The sequence below is a fragment of the Tenacibaculum crassostreae genome (genome assembly GCF_964512405.1).
Taxonomy (GTDB): Bacteria; Bacteroidota; Bacteroidia; order Flavobacteriales; family Flavobacteriaceae; genus Polaribacter; species Polaribacter crassostreae.
The window spans coordinates 66,876-86,859 of record NZ_CAZELE010000007.1 but is presented as its reverse complement, the minus strand read 5'-3'; the positions used below and the strand labels follow the sequence as shown (position 1 = coordinate 86,859).

Annotated in this window: 19 protein-coding genes and 3 tRNA genes; 10 read left to right on the top strand and 12 right to left on the bottom strand. The window is 32.7% G+C overall.

Annotated elements, in window-relative coordinates; translation table 11 throughout:
- Positions 1–13: 13 nt before the first annotated feature.
- The 3 genes from ACKTST_RS10655 (at position 14) to ACKTST_RS10645 (ending at position 1,501) form a co-directional block, all read left to right on the top strand.
- Positions 14–460 (top strand): GatB/YqeY domain-containing protein, encoded by a 447-nt coding sequence (locus tag ACKTST_RS10655; protein ID WP_408047730.1) that lies wholly within the window; start codon positions 14–16, stop codon positions 458–460.
- Between the two features lie 10 nt (positions 461–470).
- Positions 471–544, top strand: a tRNA-Arg gene (locus ACKTST_RS10650).
- Positions 545–706: 162 nt separating this feature from the next.
- Positions 707–1,501, top strand: coding sequence for a zinc-dependent peptidase (locus ACKTST_RS10645; RefSeq protein WP_408047729.1), 795 nt, complete (start codon positions 707–709; stop codon positions 1,499–1,501).
- Here ACKTST_RS10645 and ACKTST_RS10640 read toward each other — a convergent pair.
- From ACKTST_RS10640 to ACKTST_RS10620, 5 genes are all read right to left on the bottom strand, one after another.
- Positions 1,498–1,686 (bottom strand): YgaP family membrane protein, encoded by a 189-nt coding sequence (locus ACKTST_RS10640; protein WP_408047728.1) that lies wholly within the window; start codon positions 1,684–1,686, stop codon positions 1,498–1,500. The genes ACKTST_RS10645 and ACKTST_RS10640 overlap by 4 nt on opposite strands.
- A 1-nt stretch (position 1,687) precedes the next feature.
- Positions 1,688–4,894, bottom strand: coding sequence for an efflux RND transporter permease subunit (locus ACKTST_RS10635; protein WP_408047727.1), 3,207 nt, complete (start codon positions 4,892–4,894; stop codon positions 1,688–1,690).
- Between the two features lie 71 nt (positions 4,895–4,965).
- On the bottom strand, positions 4,966–6,039 hold the full coding sequence (locus ACKTST_RS10630) for an efflux RND transporter periplasmic adaptor subunit (protein ID WP_408047726.1): 1,074 nt from the start codon (positions 6,037–6,039) through the stop codon (positions 4,966–4,968).
- 7 nt (positions 6,040–6,046) lie between these two features.
- Positions 6,047–7,351, bottom strand: a complete 1,305-nt coding sequence (locus ACKTST_RS10625) for a TolC family protein (protein WP_408047725.1) — start codon at positions 7,349–7,351, stop codon at positions 6,047–6,049.
- Between the two features lie 107 nt (positions 7,352–7,458).
- Positions 7,459–8,091, bottom strand: a complete 633-nt coding sequence (locus ACKTST_RS10620) for a Crp/Fnr family transcriptional regulator (protein WP_408047724.1) — start codon at positions 8,089–8,091, stop codon at positions 7,459–7,461.
- Between the two features lie 145 nt (positions 8,092–8,236).
- On the opposite strand from ACKTST_RS10620, the gene ACKTST_RS10615 reads away from it, so the two are divergent.
- On the top strand, positions 8,237–8,656 hold the full coding sequence (locus ACKTST_RS10615; protein WP_408047723.1) for a CBS domain-containing protein: 420 nt from the start codon (positions 8,237–8,239) through the stop codon (positions 8,654–8,656).
- Positions 8,657–8,683: 27 nt separating this feature from the next.
- On the opposite strand, the gene rpe is transcribed toward ACKTST_RS10615, so the two are convergent.
- Both rpe and ACKTST_RS10605 read right to left on the bottom strand, forming a co-directional pair.
- Positions 8,684–9,340: a ribulose-phosphate 3-epimerase gene (rpe, locus tag ACKTST_RS10610; RefSeq protein WP_408047722.1), complete on the bottom strand. Its 657-nt coding sequence runs from the start codon at positions 9,338–9,340 to the stop codon at positions 8,684–8,686.
- Between the two features lie 148 nt (positions 9,341–9,488).
- Positions 9,489–10,352: a sigma-70 family RNA polymerase sigma factor gene (locus tag ACKTST_RS10605; RefSeq protein ID WP_028891227.1), complete on the bottom strand. Its 864-nt coding sequence runs from the start codon at positions 10,350–10,352 to the stop codon at positions 9,489–9,491.
- Positions 10,353–10,569: 217 nt separating this feature from the next.
- Between ACKTST_RS10605 and ACKTST_RS10600 the strand changes: the two genes are divergently transcribed.
- Together ACKTST_RS10600 and ACKTST_RS10595 are read left to right on the top strand one after the other, a co-directional pair.
- A complete protein-coding gene (locus ACKTST_RS10600; RefSeq protein ID WP_408047721.1) occupies positions 10,570–11,139 on the top strand; it encodes an RNA polymerase sigma factor in 570 nt (189 codons plus the stop codon).
- A 233-nt stretch (positions 11,140–11,372) separates the two neighbouring features.
- Positions 11,373–12,191: a mechanosensitive ion channel family protein gene (locus tag ACKTST_RS10595; protein ID WP_408047720.1), complete on the top strand. Its 819-nt coding sequence runs from the start codon at positions 11,373–11,375 to the stop codon at positions 12,189–12,191.
- Between the two features lie 299 nt (positions 12,192–12,490).
- Here the strand turns inward: ACKTST_RS10595 and porT are convergent, their stop codons facing one another.
- The 5 genes from porT to ACKTST_RS10570 form a co-directional block, all read right to left on the bottom strand.
- Positions 12,491–13,189: a type IX secretion/gliding motility protein PorT/SprT gene (gene porT / locus ACKTST_RS10590; protein ID WP_408047719.1), complete on the bottom strand. Its 699-nt coding sequence runs from the start codon at positions 13,187–13,189 to the stop codon at positions 12,491–12,493.
- Position 13,190: 1 nt separating this feature from the next.
- On the bottom strand, positions 13,191–13,919 hold the full coding sequence (gene ubiE, locus ACKTST_RS10585) for a bifunctional demethylmenaquinone methyltransferase/2-methoxy-6-polyprenyl-1,4-benzoquinol methylase UbiE (RefSeq protein ID WP_408047718.1): 729 nt from the start codon (positions 13,917–13,919) through the stop codon (positions 13,191–13,193).
- A gap of 24 nt (positions 13,920–13,943) precedes the next feature.
- Positions 13,944–14,837 carry a NifU N-terminal domain-containing protein gene (locus tag ACKTST_RS10580; RefSeq protein ID WP_408047717.1) on the bottom strand — a complete coding sequence of 298 codons (894 nt, stop codon included), beginning with the start codon at positions 14,835–14,837 and terminating at the stop codon, positions 13,944–13,946.
- Positions 14,838–14,936: 99 nt separating this feature from the next.
- Positions 14,937–16,295, bottom strand: coding sequence for an OmpP1/FadL family transporter (locus ACKTST_RS10575; protein WP_408047716.1), 1,359 nt, complete (start codon positions 16,293–16,295; stop codon positions 14,937–14,939).
- Between the two features lie 44 nt (positions 16,296–16,339).
- Complete coding sequence (locus ACKTST_RS10570; protein WP_408047715.1) at positions 16,340–17,644, bottom strand: hypothetical protein; 1,305 nt, start codon at positions 17,642–17,644, stop codon at positions 16,340–16,342.
- Positions 17,645–17,790: 146 nt separating this feature from the next.
- On the opposite strand from ACKTST_RS10570, the gene proS reads away from it, so the two are divergent.
- The 4 genes from proS to rpsT all read left to right on the top strand — a co-directional run bounded on the left by proS (position 17,791) and on the right by rpsT (position 19,887).
- Positions 17,791–19,269 carry a proline--tRNA ligase gene (proS, locus tag ACKTST_RS10565; RefSeq protein WP_408047714.1) on the top strand — a complete coding sequence of 493 codons (1,479 nt, stop codon included), beginning with the start codon at positions 17,791–17,793 and terminating at the stop codon, positions 19,267–19,269.
- 76 nt (positions 19,270–19,345) lie between these two features.
- Positions 19,346–19,417, top strand: a tRNA-Glu gene (locus ACKTST_RS10560).
- 111 nt (positions 19,418–19,528) lie between these two features.
- Positions 19,529–19,600: transfer RNA gene (locus tag ACKTST_RS10555), tRNA-Glu, on the top strand.
- Positions 19,601–19,635: 35 nt separating this feature from the next.
- Positions 19,636–19,887: a 30S ribosomal protein S20 gene (gene rpsT / locus ACKTST_RS10550; protein WP_028891217.1), complete on the top strand. Its 252-nt coding sequence runs from the start codon at positions 19,636–19,638 to the stop codon at positions 19,885–19,887.
- The last annotated feature ends 97 nt before the right edge of the window (positions 19,888–19,984 follow it).

Genomic DNA, 19,984 nt, shown 5'->3' with positions numbered 1-19,984 from the left:
AAAATTATATATCATGAGTTTGCAAAAACAAGTAATGGATAAAATGAAAGAAGCTATGAAGTCGAAAGATACAGTAGCTTTAACAGCTTTAAGAGCATTAAAATCTGCTTTTATGCTAGCAAATACAGAGGCTGGTGCAGGTGAGTTATCAGAAGCTGAAGAATTAAAGATAGTTCAAAAGCAAGTAAAACAACGAAAAGATAGTGCAGCGGTTTTTGCAGAACAAGGTCGCAGCGATTTAGCAGAACCAGAATTAGCAGAAGCAGCTGTTTTAGAGCAATTTTTACCAGAAGCATTAAGTGAAGAAGAAATAGGAAAAATTGTTGAAAAAACTATTGCTGATGTTGGTGCCGAAGGGATGAAAGATATGGGAAAAGTGATGGGGATTGTTTCTAAGCAATTAGCAGGACAAGCTGATGGTAAAACCATTTCTACCATAGTTAAAGAAAAGCTAGCTTAAGCACTGAAAAGGCTCAGTAGTTCAACTGGATAGAACATCAGATTTCGGCTCTGAGGGTTGGGGGTTCGAATCCTCTCAGGGTCACAAAAAATAAAGCAACAAGTATTATAATACTTGTTGCTTTTTTTCTTTAAGGGAATTAATTAGGGGGAAATGTTGCTTAACATGTTATAAAATTAAAAAATATGCTTTTTATAAAATGTAACAAATGTTACATAAGTCATATATTTGGCTTAAAAAATTAATATGAAGCCTGTTTTTTTGCTAAAATATACAGCAACCATTATTGGATTTATCGGAGTAGGAGCTAATATTTTTGAATCGGTTTATGTTTACATGTTCAATAAACCGATTTTTGTGCATTTTTATCCTATAAAAAAGAAGTTACCTAAAAAAAAGAAAGAGTTTTTAGAAGAAAATATTGCTTTCTATCAAAAATTAGACGCTAAACAAAAAGTATTTTTTGAACATCGATTAACCAAGTTTTTTAGAACTTATGATTTTATTGAAAGAGATAGTTTTAACATAACACCCGAAATAAAAGTATTAATAGCTTCATCATACATTAAACTCACTTTTGGTATGAGAAGATATTTAACAACTACTTTCGATAAAATTATCGTTTACCCTACAAGCTTCTATTCTACAATAACAAAACAATATCATAAAGGAGAGTTTAATCCAGGTTTAAAATCAATTGTGTTTTCTTGGGAAGATTTTTTGTTAGGTGATGTTATCTTAAATGACAATTTAAATTTAGGAATTCATGAATTTTCACATGCCTTAACTTTTCATGGAAGAAAATCGAAAGATGTAAGTGCTCGAATTTATTACAGATTGTTTGAGGAAATTACCAGTTTTATGAACGATAAAACAAATAGAGATAAGATAAAAGCTTCAGGATATTTTAGAGAATATGCTTTAACTAATAAATTGGAATTTGTTGCTGTAATTATGGAGCACTTTTTTGAAACTCCAGAAGATTTACAGCAACAATTTCCGCAATTGTATACAAAGATTAAAGTAATGCTTAACTATTAATCGTTCACTTTAAAAATCTTAGTTAAAATATCATCCATCAAACACCACTTGGTTAATGATGACTGTAACAGGTTAGCACCTACAAAAGCAGTAAACCATAACCAATTAATATTTACTTTAATTGCTAAGATTATACTAATTAGTATAAAAGCTCCTGCAATACCGCGTACAATTCTATTTTTCATTTTATTGATAGTTTTTACGTTCAATTAAATAATATACTAAAGGGACTACTAAAAGGGTTAAAATGGTAGCGGTAATTGTTCCTCCCATTAATGAGATAGCTAATCCTTGAAAAATGGGATCAAACAAGATTACAAATGCACCAATAACTACGGTGCCTGCAGTTAATAAAATAGGAGTGGTACGAACAGCACCAGCTTCAATAACTGCTTGTTTTAAAGGAATTCCTTCTGCTAAACGTAAATTAACGAAGTCAATAAGTAAGACGGAGTTTCGTACCATAATTCCTGCTAAGGCAATCATTCCAATAAATGAAGTAGCTGTAAAATATGCTCCCATCATCCAGTGTCCTAGAATAATTCCTACCATTGATAACGGAATTGCAACCATCATCACAATTGGAGCTTTAAAGTTTTGGAACCATCCAACAATTAACATGTAAATAATAATAATTACACCTAAAAAGGCTATTCCTAAATCTTTAAACACTTCTAAGGTAATTTGCCATTCACCATCCCATTTTATGGTGTAATTATCTTCAAAGTCGGGTTGTTTAATGTATAGCTCATTTAATTCATATCCCTTCGGAAGTGGAATCTCTTTTAATTTTTCTTCCATTCCTAAAATTGCATAAGCAGGACTTTCTAACTCCCCAGCCATATCTGCCATCACATACACTACACGTTTTTGGTTTTTACGATAAATACTTTTTGCGCTGTTTTTTTCTTCAACAGAAACCAAATCACTTATAGAAACCATGTTACCGTGTTGCGACTTAATTTGTAGTTGTGCAATATCTTGAACAGAAGATTTCTCTTTTTCATCCAAAGCAAATACAATTCCTACTTGATTAGAAGCATTTTCGTCATATAAAGTTGAAACCGCTCTGTTAGACAATGCCATATTCAATGTGTAAGCAATTTGCTGAGGTGCCACACCATACAACATTGCTTTTTCTTTATTAATTACAAACTCATATTCAGTTTGATTATCTTCCACCATCCAATCAATGTCTACCACATCGGTTGTATTGTGTAAGATGTTTTGAACTTCGTTGGCAATTTCAATTTGTTTGTTATAATCTGGTCCGTAAACCTCAGCAACTATCGTTGATAAAACTGGAGGTCCTGGTGGAACTTCTACTAATTTCACATTAGCTTTGAACTTCTTAGCAATGTTTTGTATGTCAGCACGCATCGACTTCGCGATATCGTGACTTTGTGCACTTCTATCGTGTTTGTCAACCAAATTCACCTGAATATCAGCCATGTTACTACCACCACGCAAATCGTAGTGACGAACCAATCCGTTAAAGGTAATTGGGGCAGAAGTACCCACATAACTTTGGTAGTTTACTACTTCTGGTCGTGTAGCTAAGTACTGTGCAATTTCTTTGGTTACAGCATCGGTACGTTCTAAGGTGGTTCCTTCAGGCATATCAATAACTACCTGGAATTCGTTTTTATTATCAAAAGGTAACATTTTTACAGCTACCGATTTGGTAAAGAACAACGACATAGAACCTAGTAATAAAACAATAGTGATTCCCAAAAATGCCCAACGCTTGGTTTTATTTTCAATAAGCGGACGCTCGAATCGCTCATACAATTTATAGATTAGCGTGCTTTGCATTGCTTTGGTTTCATCTTCTTCTACCTTTTCCTCCGCACCGTGCTTGTCTTTTTCGCGTAAGAAAATATATCCTAGATACGGAGTAATCGTTAATGCTACAAATAATGACAAAATCATGGCGATAGAAGCTCCAATAGGCATCGGACTCATATAAGGCCCCATTAATCCAGAAACGAATGCCATTGGTAATACCGAAGCAATTACGGTAAAGGTGGCTAATATAGTTGGATTCCCTACTTCGTTAATAGCATACAAGGCAGCTTGTTTAAACGGCAGTCGTTTCATTTTAAAATGCCTATGCATATTTTCGGCAATAATAATGGAATCATCTACCACAATACCTGTTACAAATACCAAAGCAAATAAGGTAATTCTGTTTAAGGTATAATCTAATATATAGTAACTTAACAAGGTAAGCGCAAAAGTGATGGGAACTGATAAGAAAACCACTAAACCACCACGCCATCCCATGGCTAACATTACTACCAAAGTTACTGCGATAATTGCACCGATTAAGTGTAATAATAATTCTGACACTTTTTGTGAGGCTGTTTCTCCATAATTACGTGTAACTTCAACATGTACATCATCAGGAATCAAGTTGGTGCGTAAATGATCAACCTTAGCTAAAATAACATCGGCAATTTGCATTGCATCAGCTCCTTTTCGTTTAGCTATCGATATGGTTACCGCTGGATATTCTGATTGATACGTCGATGCATTACTACTTGCTTGTCCGTATCCAAAACTTACATAGTTTTTAGGAATTTCTGGACCGTCTAGTACATTGGCAACTTGTTTTAAATAAATCGGTTGATTTTGTTGTACACCAACCACTAAGTTTTTAACATCTTCAGCAGATTGTAAAAACTTCCCTGTAGTTACTAAAAACTCGGTATCATTTTTATCATAACTTCCAGCACTCAGTTGCTGATTACTGGCTTTTAGCATTTCAGTAACCGATAAAAAGTCTAGTCCACTAGCGGCTAATTTATCTTTATCTACGACCACACGTACTTCACGATTTCTACCTCCAATTTTTTGAGTAATTGCTACATCGTTTACCTTTTCGATTTCGTTGGTAAGCTCTTGTGCTATTTGTTTTAATTGATAGTCATCATAGTTTTCACTCCATAATGTCAACCCTAACATAGGTACATCATCAATTGCACGTGTTTTTACCAAAGGCATCGTAACACCTTTCGGCATTTGATCCATGTGTTTGTTAATCTCATTGTATAGTTTTACGAACGAGCGCTCGATGTCTTCTCCCACATAAAACTGAACAATGACCATTCCTTGCTCTTTCATAGAAGTAGAGTATACGTACTCTATCCCTTTGATGTTCGAAATTATTTTTTCTAAGGGTTTGATAACTCTCGATTCTACTTCTGTAGGGCTCGCTCCTGGATACCCTACAAAAATATCAGCCATAGGCACATCAATCTGTGGTTCTTCTTCTCTCGGAATTAAAAAAGAACTGTACACACCAATTACCATAAACACTACCATTAATAATATGGTAAGTTTAGAGTCTATAAACCCTTTGGCTATTTTTCCTGCTAAACCTTCTTTCATTTTATATAATTTGTTGATTTGATGATTTGAAAATGGGGTGATTGGTTCATTTTCAAATTTTCAAATTGATTTTATTGAATTGTAATGTTAGCTCCGTTGTATAGTTTACTTTCAGAAGAAACGATATAGCTTTCATCAGCAGATAAGCCTGATAAAACTTCTACTTGATTTCCAAAAGTTCTTCCTAAGCGTAACCAACGTAACACAGCGGTATTACTTTGACTTACCGTATAAATTCCTGATAATTGTCCTTTGTGTACCAAAGCTTCTGACGGAATTAAAACCATGTCAGTACTTTTTTGTGTTTTTTCAACAGGAAACTGAACAGTAGCAAACATTCCTGATAACAATTTTACATCGGTTTTATCTAGGTTAATTTTAACTAAGTATTGCCCCCCTGTGTTTTTTGCTGAGGTACTAACTTCTGATACTTTTCCGGTAACCGTTTTATTGATTGATTTAATCGTTACATCAACCTTTGTGTCTTTTTTAATTTGAGAAATTTCACTTTCAGGTACTAACGCAGTTACTTCAAATCCACCTTTTCCTTCTACAGAAATTAAAGGCATTCCAGGATTCGCCATTGCACCTTTATCAATAAATTTGTTAGTTACCACTCCTGAAAATGGAGTTCTGATATTAGTATAGGCAAACTGAGAATTGATTTCATTTCTCATCTGTTTTGCTGCTTCTAAATTCGCTTTGGCAACATTGTAATGAACAGTGATATCGTCAAACTCCTTTTGAGAAGCGCTATTTTGTTCAAATAAGTTTTTAAAACGATTGTAATCTTTTTCTGCACTCGAAAATCCTGCTTTCGCTTTAATAATGTTAGCCTCTACTTGTGCTTTCTTAGCTTGTAAATCGCTGTTATTGATAGATAATAATAATTGACCTTTGTTTACTTTATCACCAACTTTTACGTGTATGTTAGTTACATAACCCATCATACGAGTACTTAATTCAGCACTGTTGGTAGCTTCCACTTTTCCGCTTGCTGTTATAAACGGATTGTTATCATTAGCGGTTACTTTAGTAACTTTTACAGCTACTGTTGGTTTGTTGTTATTGTTTGTTGTTTCTTTTTTACCACAGCTTAATGCTAAAAGTGATGCGGCAAGGGCGATTGTATATATAGTTTTCATTTGTTGATTATTCTTTAGTTAAAAAATCTAAATAAGCTTTAGTGTAGTTGTATTGATATACAGTTTGGTAATATTCTAATTGTTTTTGAGCGTATTGTGTTTCAGCTAATAATAAATCGGCTGTTTTTTCTAGTCCTTCTTTAAATCTGTTTTTTCTGATTCGTAAAGCTTCTTCTGATTGTTGTAAGGCTAATTCGGTTAACTTTAATTGTTCCTCAGCATCAGTTAACAATCGTTTAGTATTATTTAATTCTAATTGACTTTTAGATTTGTACTGTTCGTATTCTAATCTTGATTTTTCATACTGAGCTTTACTTTTTTGTGCTTTTCCGTAGCGTTTAGAACCTTTGAAAATATCCCAAGTTAATTGTGCTCCTACAACATAACCACTTGCGTCTGCATTGAAAATTTTGTCATCATATAACTCGTAACTACCAAAAGCATTTAAGCGAGGAAGAAAATCCATTTTATCTGCTTTATGCATTTTTTTATAGGCTTCAGAAGCTAATTCCATTGCTTTAATATCTGAACGGTTTTCAGAAATAGTAATATTAGCTAGTTGATTCGTTAAATGTACTTGTAAACTATCTGAAGGTTCATAAATGGTATTTTGATCTTTATTCATCAAAAAAGACAAATAATTAGAAGCATTTTGTACAGTGCTCTTAGCTGTTTGTAATTGGTTTTTTACTTCGGTAACTCGAACCTCAATAGCTAGTACATCTACACGTTGTAAATATCCTTGTTGAAAGCTGTTTTTAGCCATTTGTTGGTTAGCTTCCGCAGCTTTTAAAGCTTTTTCTAATACTGAAACTCCTTTATGAGTTAACTGTAGTTGCATGTATGCTTTTTCAACTTCTAACAATAAATATTCTTGAGTACGTTGTGTTTGCAAATTGGTTGCTTCTAGTTTAGTTTTTGCAGCTTTACGTTGGTAAATACCATCTAGATTGACTAAAGGTTGTTGTACCTCAATTTTAGTAGCAAAGTTTTTTGTTTGCTTTGGGTTGTTCAATAAATCTGGATTAAAATCTGCCTGAGTTAAAATTTCCTGATTCAACTTGCTGCCAAATGCCATTATTGGGTTGGTAGTAACAATACCTGTGTGAGAAGCTGTTATGTTAGGTAAAAAAACAGCATTGGTTTGTTTATAATCTGCTCGTGCTTGTAAATAGTTTTGTTCTGATATTTTTAAAGAGATATTTTGTTCTTCAACTCTTTTTAAAACTTCTTCTTTGGAAATTTTAGTTTGGGCTTGGGCAAATGTTGTGAAGAGTAGTCCTAAAAATAAACTATACTGAAATGTTTTCATTTGTACTTTTTTGTGTTAGCAAATTTAGTAGCAGAAAACAAGGCAGTCAGTAACTAATGTTACAATGGAAAAAAGCATCCAAATTATGGATGCTTTTATATTTAAAATTAGAGTTCTAAAACTTTAATTTGATTTCTGTGTAATTCAATTTTGTGCTGTTTTTCTAAGGCTTTTAAAAGTCTTGAAACAACAACTCTCGAAGTATGTAAATCGTTAGCTATTTGTTGATGGGTAACACTTATTGAGTCGTTTTGATTAATGAGTGCCTTGTCTTTTAAGTACTTAAACAAGCGTTCATCCATGTTTAAAAAAGCGATGGTATCTACAGCTTCAATAAATTCATCTAACCTAGAGTGATAGCTTTGTAAAATAAACTCTTGCCAGCTTCTATACTTACTAAGCCAATCTCCCATTTTTTGTTTAGGAATCATTAAGAGTTTTACATCGGTTTCAGCAACAGCTTTTATTTTACTTTTTGTTTGTCCCATGCAACAAGAAAGTGTCATTGCACAAGTATCTCCCTTTTCTATATAGTACAAAACTAAATCGTCTCCTTCTTTATCTTCTCGTAAAATTTTGATTGCTCCGCTTAGTAATAAAGGAATTGAAGTTATATAGCTTCCAATGTCAATAATAGTTTCGTTGGCTTCTATTTCTTTTGTAATAGCAACATCAGCTATCTCTTTTAGTAGTTCTTCTTCAAACAGGTAACCGTAATATTTTTGTAACTCTTCTTTCAAGATAAATTGTTTTTGTAAAAATAGTTAAATAATTACACTTTTTAGATACTAACAAAAAGGATAGAATACTATGATTTAAATCAGTTTTTTAATTGATTTTATTGCTGAAATTTGATGTAGATAATAACAAGAAAACCATATAAAAATGAAAAAAAGAACACCAATTTCTGCAATAATGACCAAAAATGTAATCACATTAACGAGTACAGATGATTTAATGACAGCAGAGCAAATGTTTAAAAAAGAAAATATTAGACACATTCCTGTAGTTAGTGGAAAAGAGATCAAAGGAATGCTAAGTTACACAGATTTGTTAAGAATTAGTTTTGCTGATGCTGTTGATGATGAAGAAAGCGATGTAGATACAGTTGTGTATAATATGTTTACAATAGATCAAGTAATGGCGAAAAATTTGGTTACGGTAAGTTCATCTGCAACAATAAAAGAAGTTGCTGAAATCTTATCAAAAAAAGAATTTCATGCATTACCGGTTGTTGATAATGATGAATTAGTAGGGATAGTTACAACTACCGATTTAATAAATTATTTATTAGAGCAGTTTTAAAACAAAAAGGAGGCGAAAGCCTCCTTTTTAGTTTATGATATTTTTTAAATTTGAAATTGTTTCTGTAGGATTATCACTTTTAAAAACAAAGCTACCAGCTACTAAAACATCAGCGCCAACTTCAATCAATTTATTAGCGTTTTGATCGGTTACTCCGCCATCAATTTCAATTAAAGTTGAAGCTTCGCTAAACTCAATTAAGTTTTTTAATTGTTGAATTTTCTTATAAGTATTTTCAATAAAAGATTGTCCGCCAAAACCAGGATTTACACTCATAATACAAACCACATCCAAATCTTTTATAATGTCTTCTAAAACTGCGATAGGAGTGTGCGGGTTTAAAGCAACACCCGTTTTCATTCCAGCAGCTTTAATTGCTTGAGTTGTTCTGTGTAAGTGTGTACAAGCTTCGTAGTGTACCGTTAAAATATCCGCTCCTAAATCTGCAAAAGTTTGAATATAACGATCAGGATCTACAATCATTAAATGTACATCAATTGTTTTGTTAGCGTGCTTGGTTATTGATTTTAAAACAGGCATTCCGAAAGAAATATTCGGTACAAATACGCCATCCATAATATCAATATGAAACCAATCAGCATTGCTTTCGTTTACCATTTCAACATCACGCTGTAGGTTTCCAAAATCGGCAGCTAAGATTGATGGGGCTACTAGTTTTTTCATTAAATATGTAAGTTGTTGTGTTGTTATTGTTGCAAATATAGTTAAACCAAGTGCATAAAATCCAAAAAGAAAGCTCTCAATTGAGAGCTTTCCATTCATTAATCAAAAAACGAATAGTTATGATAACTATTTGTTATTGTATATAGGGTTATCCTAAATATGTCATTAAAATTTTACTTCTAGAAGTGTGCTTTAATCTACGGATTGCTTTTTCTTTAATTTGACGAACACGCTCGCGAGTTAAATCGAAAGTTTCTCCAATTTCTTCTAAAGTCATTGGTTGGTGTTCACCTAAACCAAAGTATAATTTAACTACATCAGCCTCACGTGGAGTTAATGTTTCTAATGCACGGTTAATTTCTATACGTAAAGATTCGTGTAATAAAGTTTTATCTGGATTTGGTGATTCACCAGAGTTTAATACATCGTATAAGTTAGAATCTTCACCTTCAATTAACGGAGCATCCATTGATACGTGACGACCTGAGTTTTTCATCGATTCTTTAACGTCATTAACGGTCATGTCTAATTTCTTAGCAATTTCTTCGGCACTTGGTGGGCGCTCGTTTTCTTGCTCTAAGAAAGCATACATTTTGTTTATCTTGTTAATAGAACCAATTTTGTTTAAAGGTAAACGTACAATACGAGATTGTTCTGCTAATGCTTGTAAGATAGATTGACGAATCCACCATACTGCGTATGAGATAAATTTAAAACCACGAGTTTCGTCAAAACGCTTCGCAGCTTTAATTAATCCTAAATTTCCTTCGTTAATTAAATCAGGTAAAGTTAAACCTTGATTTTGGTATTGTTTTGCAACCGATACCACAAAACGTAAGTTAGCCTTGGTTAGTTTTTCAAGAGCTCTTTGGTCACCAGCTTTAATTCTTTGTGCTAATTCTACTTCTTCATCAGCAGTAATTAAATCTACTTTTCCTATTTCTTGTAAATATTTATCTAAAGATGCGGTTTCTCTGTTGGTAACCTGTTTTGTAATTTTAAGTTGTCTCATCTACTTTAAATATATTTTAATTTATCAATCGGTCTACATTATCTTATACGCATGAAAAGAAGTAAATGTTACAAAAAAATATTTTTTTTCTGAAAGATTTCTGCAAACTGTTAAAAAAATGTTAAATTAGTTTTTTGAAAAGGAAAGAAAGTGACTTCAATACCCAATTAGTGTCTTAATTGTACGATAACTAAAAGAAATCTAACTATACTACCCCTTGGAGAGTATTGACGTAAAAAAAATAACTGACGAAGATTTAGTTCGTAAAATAGTAGCGAAAAATGATACTCATTTATTCGCTGTTTTGTACGATCGATACGCTGGTGTTGTGTATAATAAGTGTTATGGTTTTTCTAAAAGCAAAGAAGAAGCACAAGATTTAACCCACGACGTATTTATTCATTTATTTGTTAAGTTGAGAACTTTTAAAGGAAAGTCAAAGTTTTCTACTTGGTTATACTCGTTTACCTATAATTTTTGTGTAAATTATGTGCAAAGAAATAAAGAGAAAAAGAAAGAAAAAGTAACTGTTGTTACTGACGAAATTAAAGAAGACAGCAATATTGATGATATTGATGACGCTACACTATTCGAGTTAAAGTCAGATAAATTGGCGAAAGCACTCGAAATGATATCACCATCAGAAAAAATGATTTTACTAATGAAATATCAAGACGATATGAGTGTAAAAGATATATCTGAAGGATTAGATTTGGGGGAAAGCGCAGTTAAAATGCGTTTAAAGAGGGCAAAGGAAAAAGTGATTAAAGCGTATAATGAATTGTAATAAGTATGGATAATCCATTTAAAGAAATATTACATAACGAAGAGTTGCCAGAGGTACTAAAGAATAAAGTACTTAACGATGTGGCAATGATTAAGCTATCAATAGATATGGCTGATTTATTTGTGGTGAAATATCCGAACACCATAATAGATTTGCTTGGAGGAGGAGGTACGTCTAAAAAAGAAGATAATAATAAGAACGAATAATATTACTCAAACTACTATAAAATAATTATGATTACTTTACAAATGGATGTTTTTGAACCTTTTCAAAAGGTATTTCAAGAAATAAAGGATACTTTTCCAACGATACTAAAATTTTTTGGGTTTGTATTTTTTGCATGGATTTTTACTAAGATTTTATTATGGATTGTAAAGAGAATTCTAGCAAAGACAAAAATAGATCAATGGTCTAAAAAATTAAGTGAAACTGAAATTTTTGGAAGCACAACGATTAATATAGTTTTAACTAATGTGATTCTTGCTGTTTTAAAATGGTTCCTCATTTTTATTTTTGTCATGGTTGGAGCAGAAATATTTGGATTAACAGCTGTTTCAGATGGAATTAGAAGTTTCTTTGCGTATTTACCTAAATTATTAACGGCTTTAGGAATTTTTGTAGCTGGTGCTTATCTAGGTACAATGGTGAAAAAAGCTATCCAATCAATGTTTAAATCATTAGAAATTTCTGGCGGAAATTTAGTAGGTAATATAGCTTTTTATTTAATTGTTGTGTTTTTGTCAATCACTGCACTAGACCAAGCAGGAGTTGATACTTCAGTTATAAAAAGCAACTTAACATTATTAATAGGGTCTGTACTTTTAGCATTTACAATAGCCTTCGGTTTTGGAGCTAGAGATGCAGTTTCTAGATTGTTATTTGGTTACTATTCAAGGAAGAATATAGCCATTGGAGAAAAGGTTGTTGTTGGTAATATTGAAGGTGTAATTACAGCAATTGACAATATTTGTTTGACAATTACAACTGTTGAAGGGAAAGTTATTCTACCTATTAAAGATGTGGTTGACAATAAAATAATTATAAAAAAATAAAAGTTATTAACATTTTTTTATATATTTGAAGAAGCTAAAAACAATGTTTTTAACAGTACGATAGATTTCGGGGGACTTCTATCTAATAATAAAGAGAAATCTTTATGAAAAATAAGACCGCTTAACAGGCGGTCTTTTTTTATGGTTGATTTTTTAAAAAAAAATGTGACTTATAAAAAAATATTGTGTCATAAGAAACATAGAGTAACTAGATTTCGGGGGATTTCTATCTATAACTAAGTTCAAAAGGCTTCCAATGGAAGCCTTTTTTTATTGTTTAAATCTATGTGAATAGAGTTTTATTCGAATGCTAAGTGTAAAAACACACCTCTCGTTCCTAAGAAATCAATAGGATCTGTCCAAGCACTATTAGGCTTGTTGTCGTATTTTACTTCATTATTAATAGCAAATACACCTCTAATTGATGGAGAAAATTTAAAATAGCTTAAATATATATCAATCCCAATACCTACTTCGTACATAAAATTATTGGTAGTGGTTCTAAATTCACCAGCAAAATTATCATCACTGTTTCGTTCGTTACTCGAAAAATTATGGTCGTAAGAAGCGCCTCCTAAAACGTAAGGGCGCACGTTGTTTAATCTATTTGTGCTGAACTTTAAAATAAGTGGTAGGTGAAGATAGGTAGCGCCAACTTCACGAGTTGTTACATTTTCTGCGCCAGCTATATGCTTAAACCGTAATGTTTTAGTGTTAGACATTAATCCAGGTTCAAAACGAAGATTAATGTTGTTGTGTAATCTTAAATCTGCAATTAAACCTACGTTAAATCCAAATGATGATTCTACTTCAATTTCTGGATTACTAAAATTACTAGGTTTATAAGAAACCTTATAACCATTGTTGTTGGCTCCTAAATAAAATCCGTAGTGAAAAAGAGGTTTGTCAAAACTAGGAAGTTTTAAAACTTTCTCTTTTTGTGCTTGTGTTGAAATGGAAATTGCGAGAATTCCTAAAAATAAAAGCTTTTTTAACATACTATTTTAAAGCGGTATAAATTGATGCAACACCAAAGGTTACAGGTATACTCTTTGCATTCTTAAACCCATTTTTTTGCAAAATATTGTTGAAAGCCTCTCCAAAAGGAAAAGAATTTGCACTTTCTGATAAATAAGAGTAGGCAACTTTGTCTTTTGAAAAAAGTTTTCCAATAATAGGGAGAATGAAATTAGTGTATAATTTGTATCCTTGTTTAAACGGAAATTTGGTAGGATTTGAAGTTTCAAGCACAACAAATTTACCTCCTGGTTTAAGTACACGAAGTATTTCTGTTAATCCTTTGTCTAAATTTTCGAAATTACGAACACCAAAAGAAACTGTAATAGCATCAAAAGTATTGTCTGGAAACGGAATGTTTTCGCTATCGCCAACAATCATTTCAATTTTGTCTGTTAATTTTGCTTTCGCTACTTTTTGTCTACCAACTTGCAACATTCCTTCAGAAATATCTAGACCAACAATTTTTTCAGGATTTAATTGCGACATCATTAAAGCTAAATCACCAGTTCCGGTAGCGATATCTAAAATTTGTTGCGGATTGTTTTCTCCTACTAATTTTACTACTTTTTTACGCCAACTAACATCAATTCCTAAAGAAATTACACGGTTTAATCCGTCATAATCTTCAGAAATATTGTCGAACATTTTAGCTACTTGCTCTTTTTTTCCTAATTCAGAATCTTTGTATGGTTTGATGTTTTCAGACATGTGTTTGTTTAGTTTACGGTGAAATTATCCGTTAATGGCTACTACTTCGCTAATTTGATTAGGTAACATTTCTTTTAACATGGTTTCAATTCCATTTTTTAATGTTACAGTTGATGATGGGCATCCGCTACAAGCTCCTTGTAAAATAACGCTTACTCGTTTACTTTCTGCATCGTACGATTGAAAAGCGATGTTTCCTCCATCAGAAGCTACTGCTGGTTTGATGTATTCATCTAAAATATCAACAATTTTAGCTTCGGTATCAGTCAAATTCTCTTTAGGAATTTCAACATTTTGTTTGGTTTGTTGTTTTGGTAATTCAGAGATGATTTTTTTGCCATCTTGAATGTAATTACGAATGAATGTACGAACTTCTTGGTATACTTCATTCCAATCAATCATATCGTATTTTGTAATAGAAATATAGTTTTCAGAAATGAAAATTTCTTTTACAAAAGCAAAACTGAATAATGCTTGGGCTAGAGGAGAAGATTTGCTTGCTTCTTCTATATTAGTGAATTCAACATCGGTTTGAGTTAATGCTTTGTTTGTTCCGAATTTCATTACTGCTGGATTCGGAGTAACTTCAGCATAAACTTCAACAGCATCTTTTTTGGTAGATTCTTCTTTTACTACAGGTGCACCGTTTTGTATGTAAGCTTCGATTTGCTCGCGTACTTCTTCTTCAACATCACTCCATTGTACGATATCATATCGTTGAATTGCTATAAAATTAGCGGTAACCAAAACTTTTTTAACAAAAGGAAGGTGAAAAAGTTGTTGCGCTAAAGGTGAGTTTTTAGCTTCGTCTATATTATTGTATTCATAACTACCTCCATTAACTAATATTTTGTTGCTAACAAATTTTAAAATGGTTTCGTTATTAGTTTCTTGTATGTTTATTTTAATTGAACTCATAAGTTGTAAATGAGGAGCAAAATTACGGTAAAAAACTGAGAAATGGATATATAAAAAATCCTGCATTTAGCAGGACTTTTATATAGTATACTCTACGAATTATAAACTAAAAGTAATTGTTCCTGAAATTCGTGAGGTATTGTTTGTTATTGGAATGTCTCCCAAATTGTACAAAGAATTATAATTGATGCTTTCTGAATTTTGATAAGCTAAATCAAATGATGTGCTTCCAAATTTATATCCTAAACCAAGACTAAACCCTCTTAAGTTATCTTTGTTAGTATTACCCCCTAATTCAGAGATTAAGTTTGGATTTTTTTCATAATGGTATCCACCTCTAATGCTCATTTTATCAAAACGCCATTCTGTACCTACATTTAGAGAGTGAACATTTCTATAATCATTTAAGAAAGATTGATTCTCTTTTTCAAAATCAGGACTATTAAATCGAATACTTTTATAATCTTTATAAGTGTAGTCAATACTAATTAATCCTTGCTTTCCAAAAACATAAGCTCCACTTGCGGTAACCCTACTATGTGATTTAAACTTATACACAAATAATTCGTGATCAATTCCTTCATTATATTTAGGTATATTTAAGTTATTTACAGGTGCCATGTCAAAAGAATATGAATAATCTTCAAAGACTTCTTGATACCAAGTAGGTGTTTCATAAGCTAAACCTAAACGGATATTTTGATTTAACTTGTATATGAAACCTAAGCTTAAAGAGAACCCACTACCTTCATAAAAAATATTCTCACGATCGACAACGTCTAGTATATTTTCATCTATATCATCGTTTATTTCATTGAAGTAGGATCTTTGATTAAACTCTATATTATGAAATTTTAGAGCTCCCCCAACAAATAGTTTTTTTTGATAAACACTTGAAAAACCAATACTTAAAACGCTTGATTCTCCAAATGTTTCTCTAGAGATTGATTGATTAAGACTTCTGTCGAATTGAGTTGGTGTAGCGCTTTGATCTTGAAGATGTTCAGGGTAAAAAAGGAAGCCACTATTTCCTTGAACTGAAAAAAAGCTGTCAAAATCACTTTTTAATCGATAATTGAATGTAAGTGCAAATCGACTCCAATCTGAACTAGAAGCAGAGTCAAAAGATAATATACCACCTGCTTGGGTGATGTTGAAAAAATCATTTTCGTTTACTGAAGTATTTCCATAATACATAGCGGTGTACTCAGTATTTCTGTTTCCTAGAGTAGCAGCAAAAGTACTTTTGTTTGCTACAGCACTACCTGCAGGGTTAATGCTAAACGAAGAAATATCGCCTCCTAATGCACCAAAAGCTCCACTCATAGCTTCAAAACGAGCTGTTCCGTAATTATCGTCTTTTGAAAATAAAATTCCTAAATCGTTATAGCCTAATGATTGAGAATAGGCAGCAAAAGTACTTGCGATTAGTATCGCACAAGTTAAAATTCTTTTCATTTTTCCATTAATTAGTTAAAGTCTATACTGAAAGTTGGGTTGGCTTATCTTCTTGAACTACGAGAACTTCTACTACTGCTTCTGTTGTTGCTACTTCTAGATGAACTTCTTGACGGAGTAGAATAGCTACGAGAAGAACTTCTTGAGGAACTAGAATAACTTCTGTTGTTTCTTGATGAATTACTGCGAGAAGCATACTTTTTATTAGAACGATTGTTAGATCTAGAATTTGAATAGCTACGAGAACTTCTTTTAGGAGTAGATTTTTTTACTGATCTAGTTGAGTTTCTAGTATTATAACTACGAGTATTTCTTGTTGATCTTGCTGTAGATTGATCGTTATAATTTCTTTCAGATCGGTTTCTTACACTGTAACCTCTTGATGTTCTAGAAGAACGAGGAGATGTACTTCTGTAGCTTCTTGTAGAGCGTGTTCCACCAGAGTTGTAACTTCTCGATCTGGTTGAGCGGTTAATACTTCTGGAGTTAGAAGATCTGTTACCATCTCTACTATAACCTCTTGTGTTTCTTGTAGAACGAGTATTACGGTAGGTTCTGTTCCCGCTACTTCTTCTGTAAACGTCAGAAGAACGTCTTGATGCAGTACTTGTACTTCTGCGACCTGTTGTGTAACCTCTTCTTGAAGAAAATGCTATTCTATTGTTTCTATAATAGTTTGCACCACGGTAAGGTCTGTAATAGTTGTTATTGTAATATCTATAAGGACTATAATATCTGTTTGTATAATAAGGAGGGCAGTAGTTGTTCCAAGACCAACCTACGTAGAAACCAGAATTCCAGTGGTAAGGGTGCCAATAAGGGTTGTAACCCCAGTTATTCCATCCAGTTCTCCATCTCCAACGATTCCAACGCCAATCATTCCATCCCCATGTGTTATCCCAATAAGGGTCGTAAAAACCGTTATAACCCCATCCCCAACGAGGACTTGTATTTATATTGATAACTACATCACTACTATTAGTGTTATATCCCCAAGGTTCATTGCCGTTATAGGTAATTCTAGTTTCAGAATCATCTTCATAGCTAATATCATCTTCGTAAAACTCATCATCTTCAGATTTGTAACTTTCGATGTCTGTAAGAATATCTGTTCCGTTTAAAGCATCTAAACGTTCAACACCTTTTCTAAAATAATTTTCCTGATATTCATCATATTCACGTTCATTGGCAACAATTACTTTGCGTTGCGGTTGTTCAATCTCATCAGTATAAATACCATCGTCATTATTAGCAATGGTTTGTGCTGATCCGCATGAAATAAAAGTCGCTACCATTAAAAACGATAGGATGAAAATTGAAAGTTTGGTGTTGGCGTAATGATACTTCATGACTTTATATTTTTAGTTAAAGCAAAATTTTTTGTAAGTGTATTGCAAAAAGTTAGTTCTTTGTTGGGCTTGTTACCTTTTTAATGTAGTTTTGCAGACACAATTTACGCATAAAAAATAACAATATTTATGCCAAACTTTTGATTATGAGCAAACATTTAACAAAAAGAGCAGAAGATTACTCGAAGTGGTATAACGAATTGATTGTAAAAGCTGATTTAGCTGAGAATTCAGCGGTTAGAGGTTGTATGGTGATTAAGCCCTACGGATTTGCAATTTGGGAGAATATGCAGAAAGAATTGGATAGAATGTTTAAAGAAACAGGACATCAAAATGCGTATTTTCCACTTTTTGTTCCTAAAAGTTTGTTTGAAGCAGAAGAAAAAAATGCTGAAGGTTTTGCAAAAGAATGTGCAGTAGTAACGCATTATCGTTTACAAAACGACCCTGATAATGAAGGGAAGTTACGTGTAGATCCTGAAGCTAAGTTAGAAGAAGAGTTAGTTGTACGTCCAACTTCCGAAGCAATTATTTGGAATACCTATAAAGGATGGATTCAATCACACCGTGATTTACCATTATTAATTAATCAATGGGCAAACGTAGTTCGTTGGGAAATGCGCACACGTTTATTTTTACGTACAGCAGAATTTTTATGGCAAGAGGGGCATACTGCACACGCAACAAAAGCAGAAGCAATAGCTGAAGCAAAACAAATGCAAGAAGTATATGCGACTTTCGCTGAAGAATTTATGGCAATGCCAGTGGTTAAAGGAGCAAAAAGTGAAAGTGAGCGTTTTGCTGGAGCGGATGATACGTTAACTATTGAAGCATTAATGCAAGACGGAAAAGCATTACAAGCAGGGACTTCACATTTCTTAGGTCAAAATTTTGCCAAAGCTTTTGATGTAAAGTATACTTCAAAAGAAGGAAAGCAAGAATATGTGTGGGCTACTTCATGGGGAGTTTCTACCCGTTTAATCGGAGGGTTAATTATGACGCATTCAGATGATGCTGGTTTGGTATTGCCTCCAAAATTAGCACCTATTCAAGTTGTAATTGTACCTATATATAAAGGGGAAGAACAATTGAATGCTATTTCTGAAAAAGTAGCAGTAATTGTTAAAGAATTACGCTCAAAAGGAATATCAGTAAAATTTGATGATAGAGACACTTTTAGACCTGGAGCTAAGTTTGCTGAATACGAATTAAAAGGTGTTCCAGTAAGAATTGCTATGGGAGCACGCGATTTAGAAAATGGAACTGTTGAAGTTGCACGTCGTGATACTTTTGAAAAACAAACAGTTTCTAGAGACGAAGTTGTAAACTTTGTAGCTAATTTATTAGAAGAGATTCAAGAGAACTTATTTAATAGAGCTTTAAGTTATAGAAACGAACATATTACTGATGTGAATACTTTTGATGAGTTTAAAGATGTAATTGAAAACAAAGGAGGTTTTGTTTCTGCACATTGGGACGGAACTATTGAAACAGAAGACAAAATTAAAGAACTAACAAAAGCAACGATAAGATGTATTCCTAACGATGCTAAAGAAGAGGTTGGAGCTTGTGTGTTTACAGGGAAACCATCAACAAAAAGAGTGCTTTTTGCAAAAGCATATTAAAAAAATAAAAAAAAGTTTTGGTGTAAATTAAAAGAGTTTATATATTTGCACCCGCAATCGCAAAAAAGATTGTTTTGGTCCGTTCGTCTAGGGGTTAGGACGCCAGGTTTTCATCCTGGTAACACGGGTTCGATTCCCGTACGGACTACAAGTTTTAATCTAGTTTTAGAATAAAAATAAAACTAACAAAAAGATTAAAATTAATTGCAAATAACGAAAAGAGTTGTATATTTGCACCCGCAATCAGAACGATTGTTTTGGTCCGTTCGTCTAGGGGTTAGGACGCCAGGTTTTCATCCTGGTAACACGGGTTCGATTCCCGTACGGACTACAAGTTTTTTATAAACAATTAACGCATTTAGTACAATGGCAAATCATAAGTCAGCATTAAAGAGAATTAGAAGTAACGAAGCGAAGCGCTTAAGAAACAAATATCAGCATAAAACTACTCGTAATGCTGTAAGAAAATTAAGAGCTACAGAAGATAAGAAGGAAGCAGAAGGAATGTTTTCGACTGTTGTATCTATGTTAGATAAATTAGCAAAGAACAACATTATTCATAAGAATAAAGCAGCAAATTTAAAGTCTAAATTGGCTAAACACGTTGCAGCTTTATAAGAGTTTTAAGGTTAGTTAATAGTTAAAAACGCCCTGATTTATCAGGGCGTTTTTTTGTTGGTTGACTTGTATGAGATTCTGTTTGTATAGATTAAGT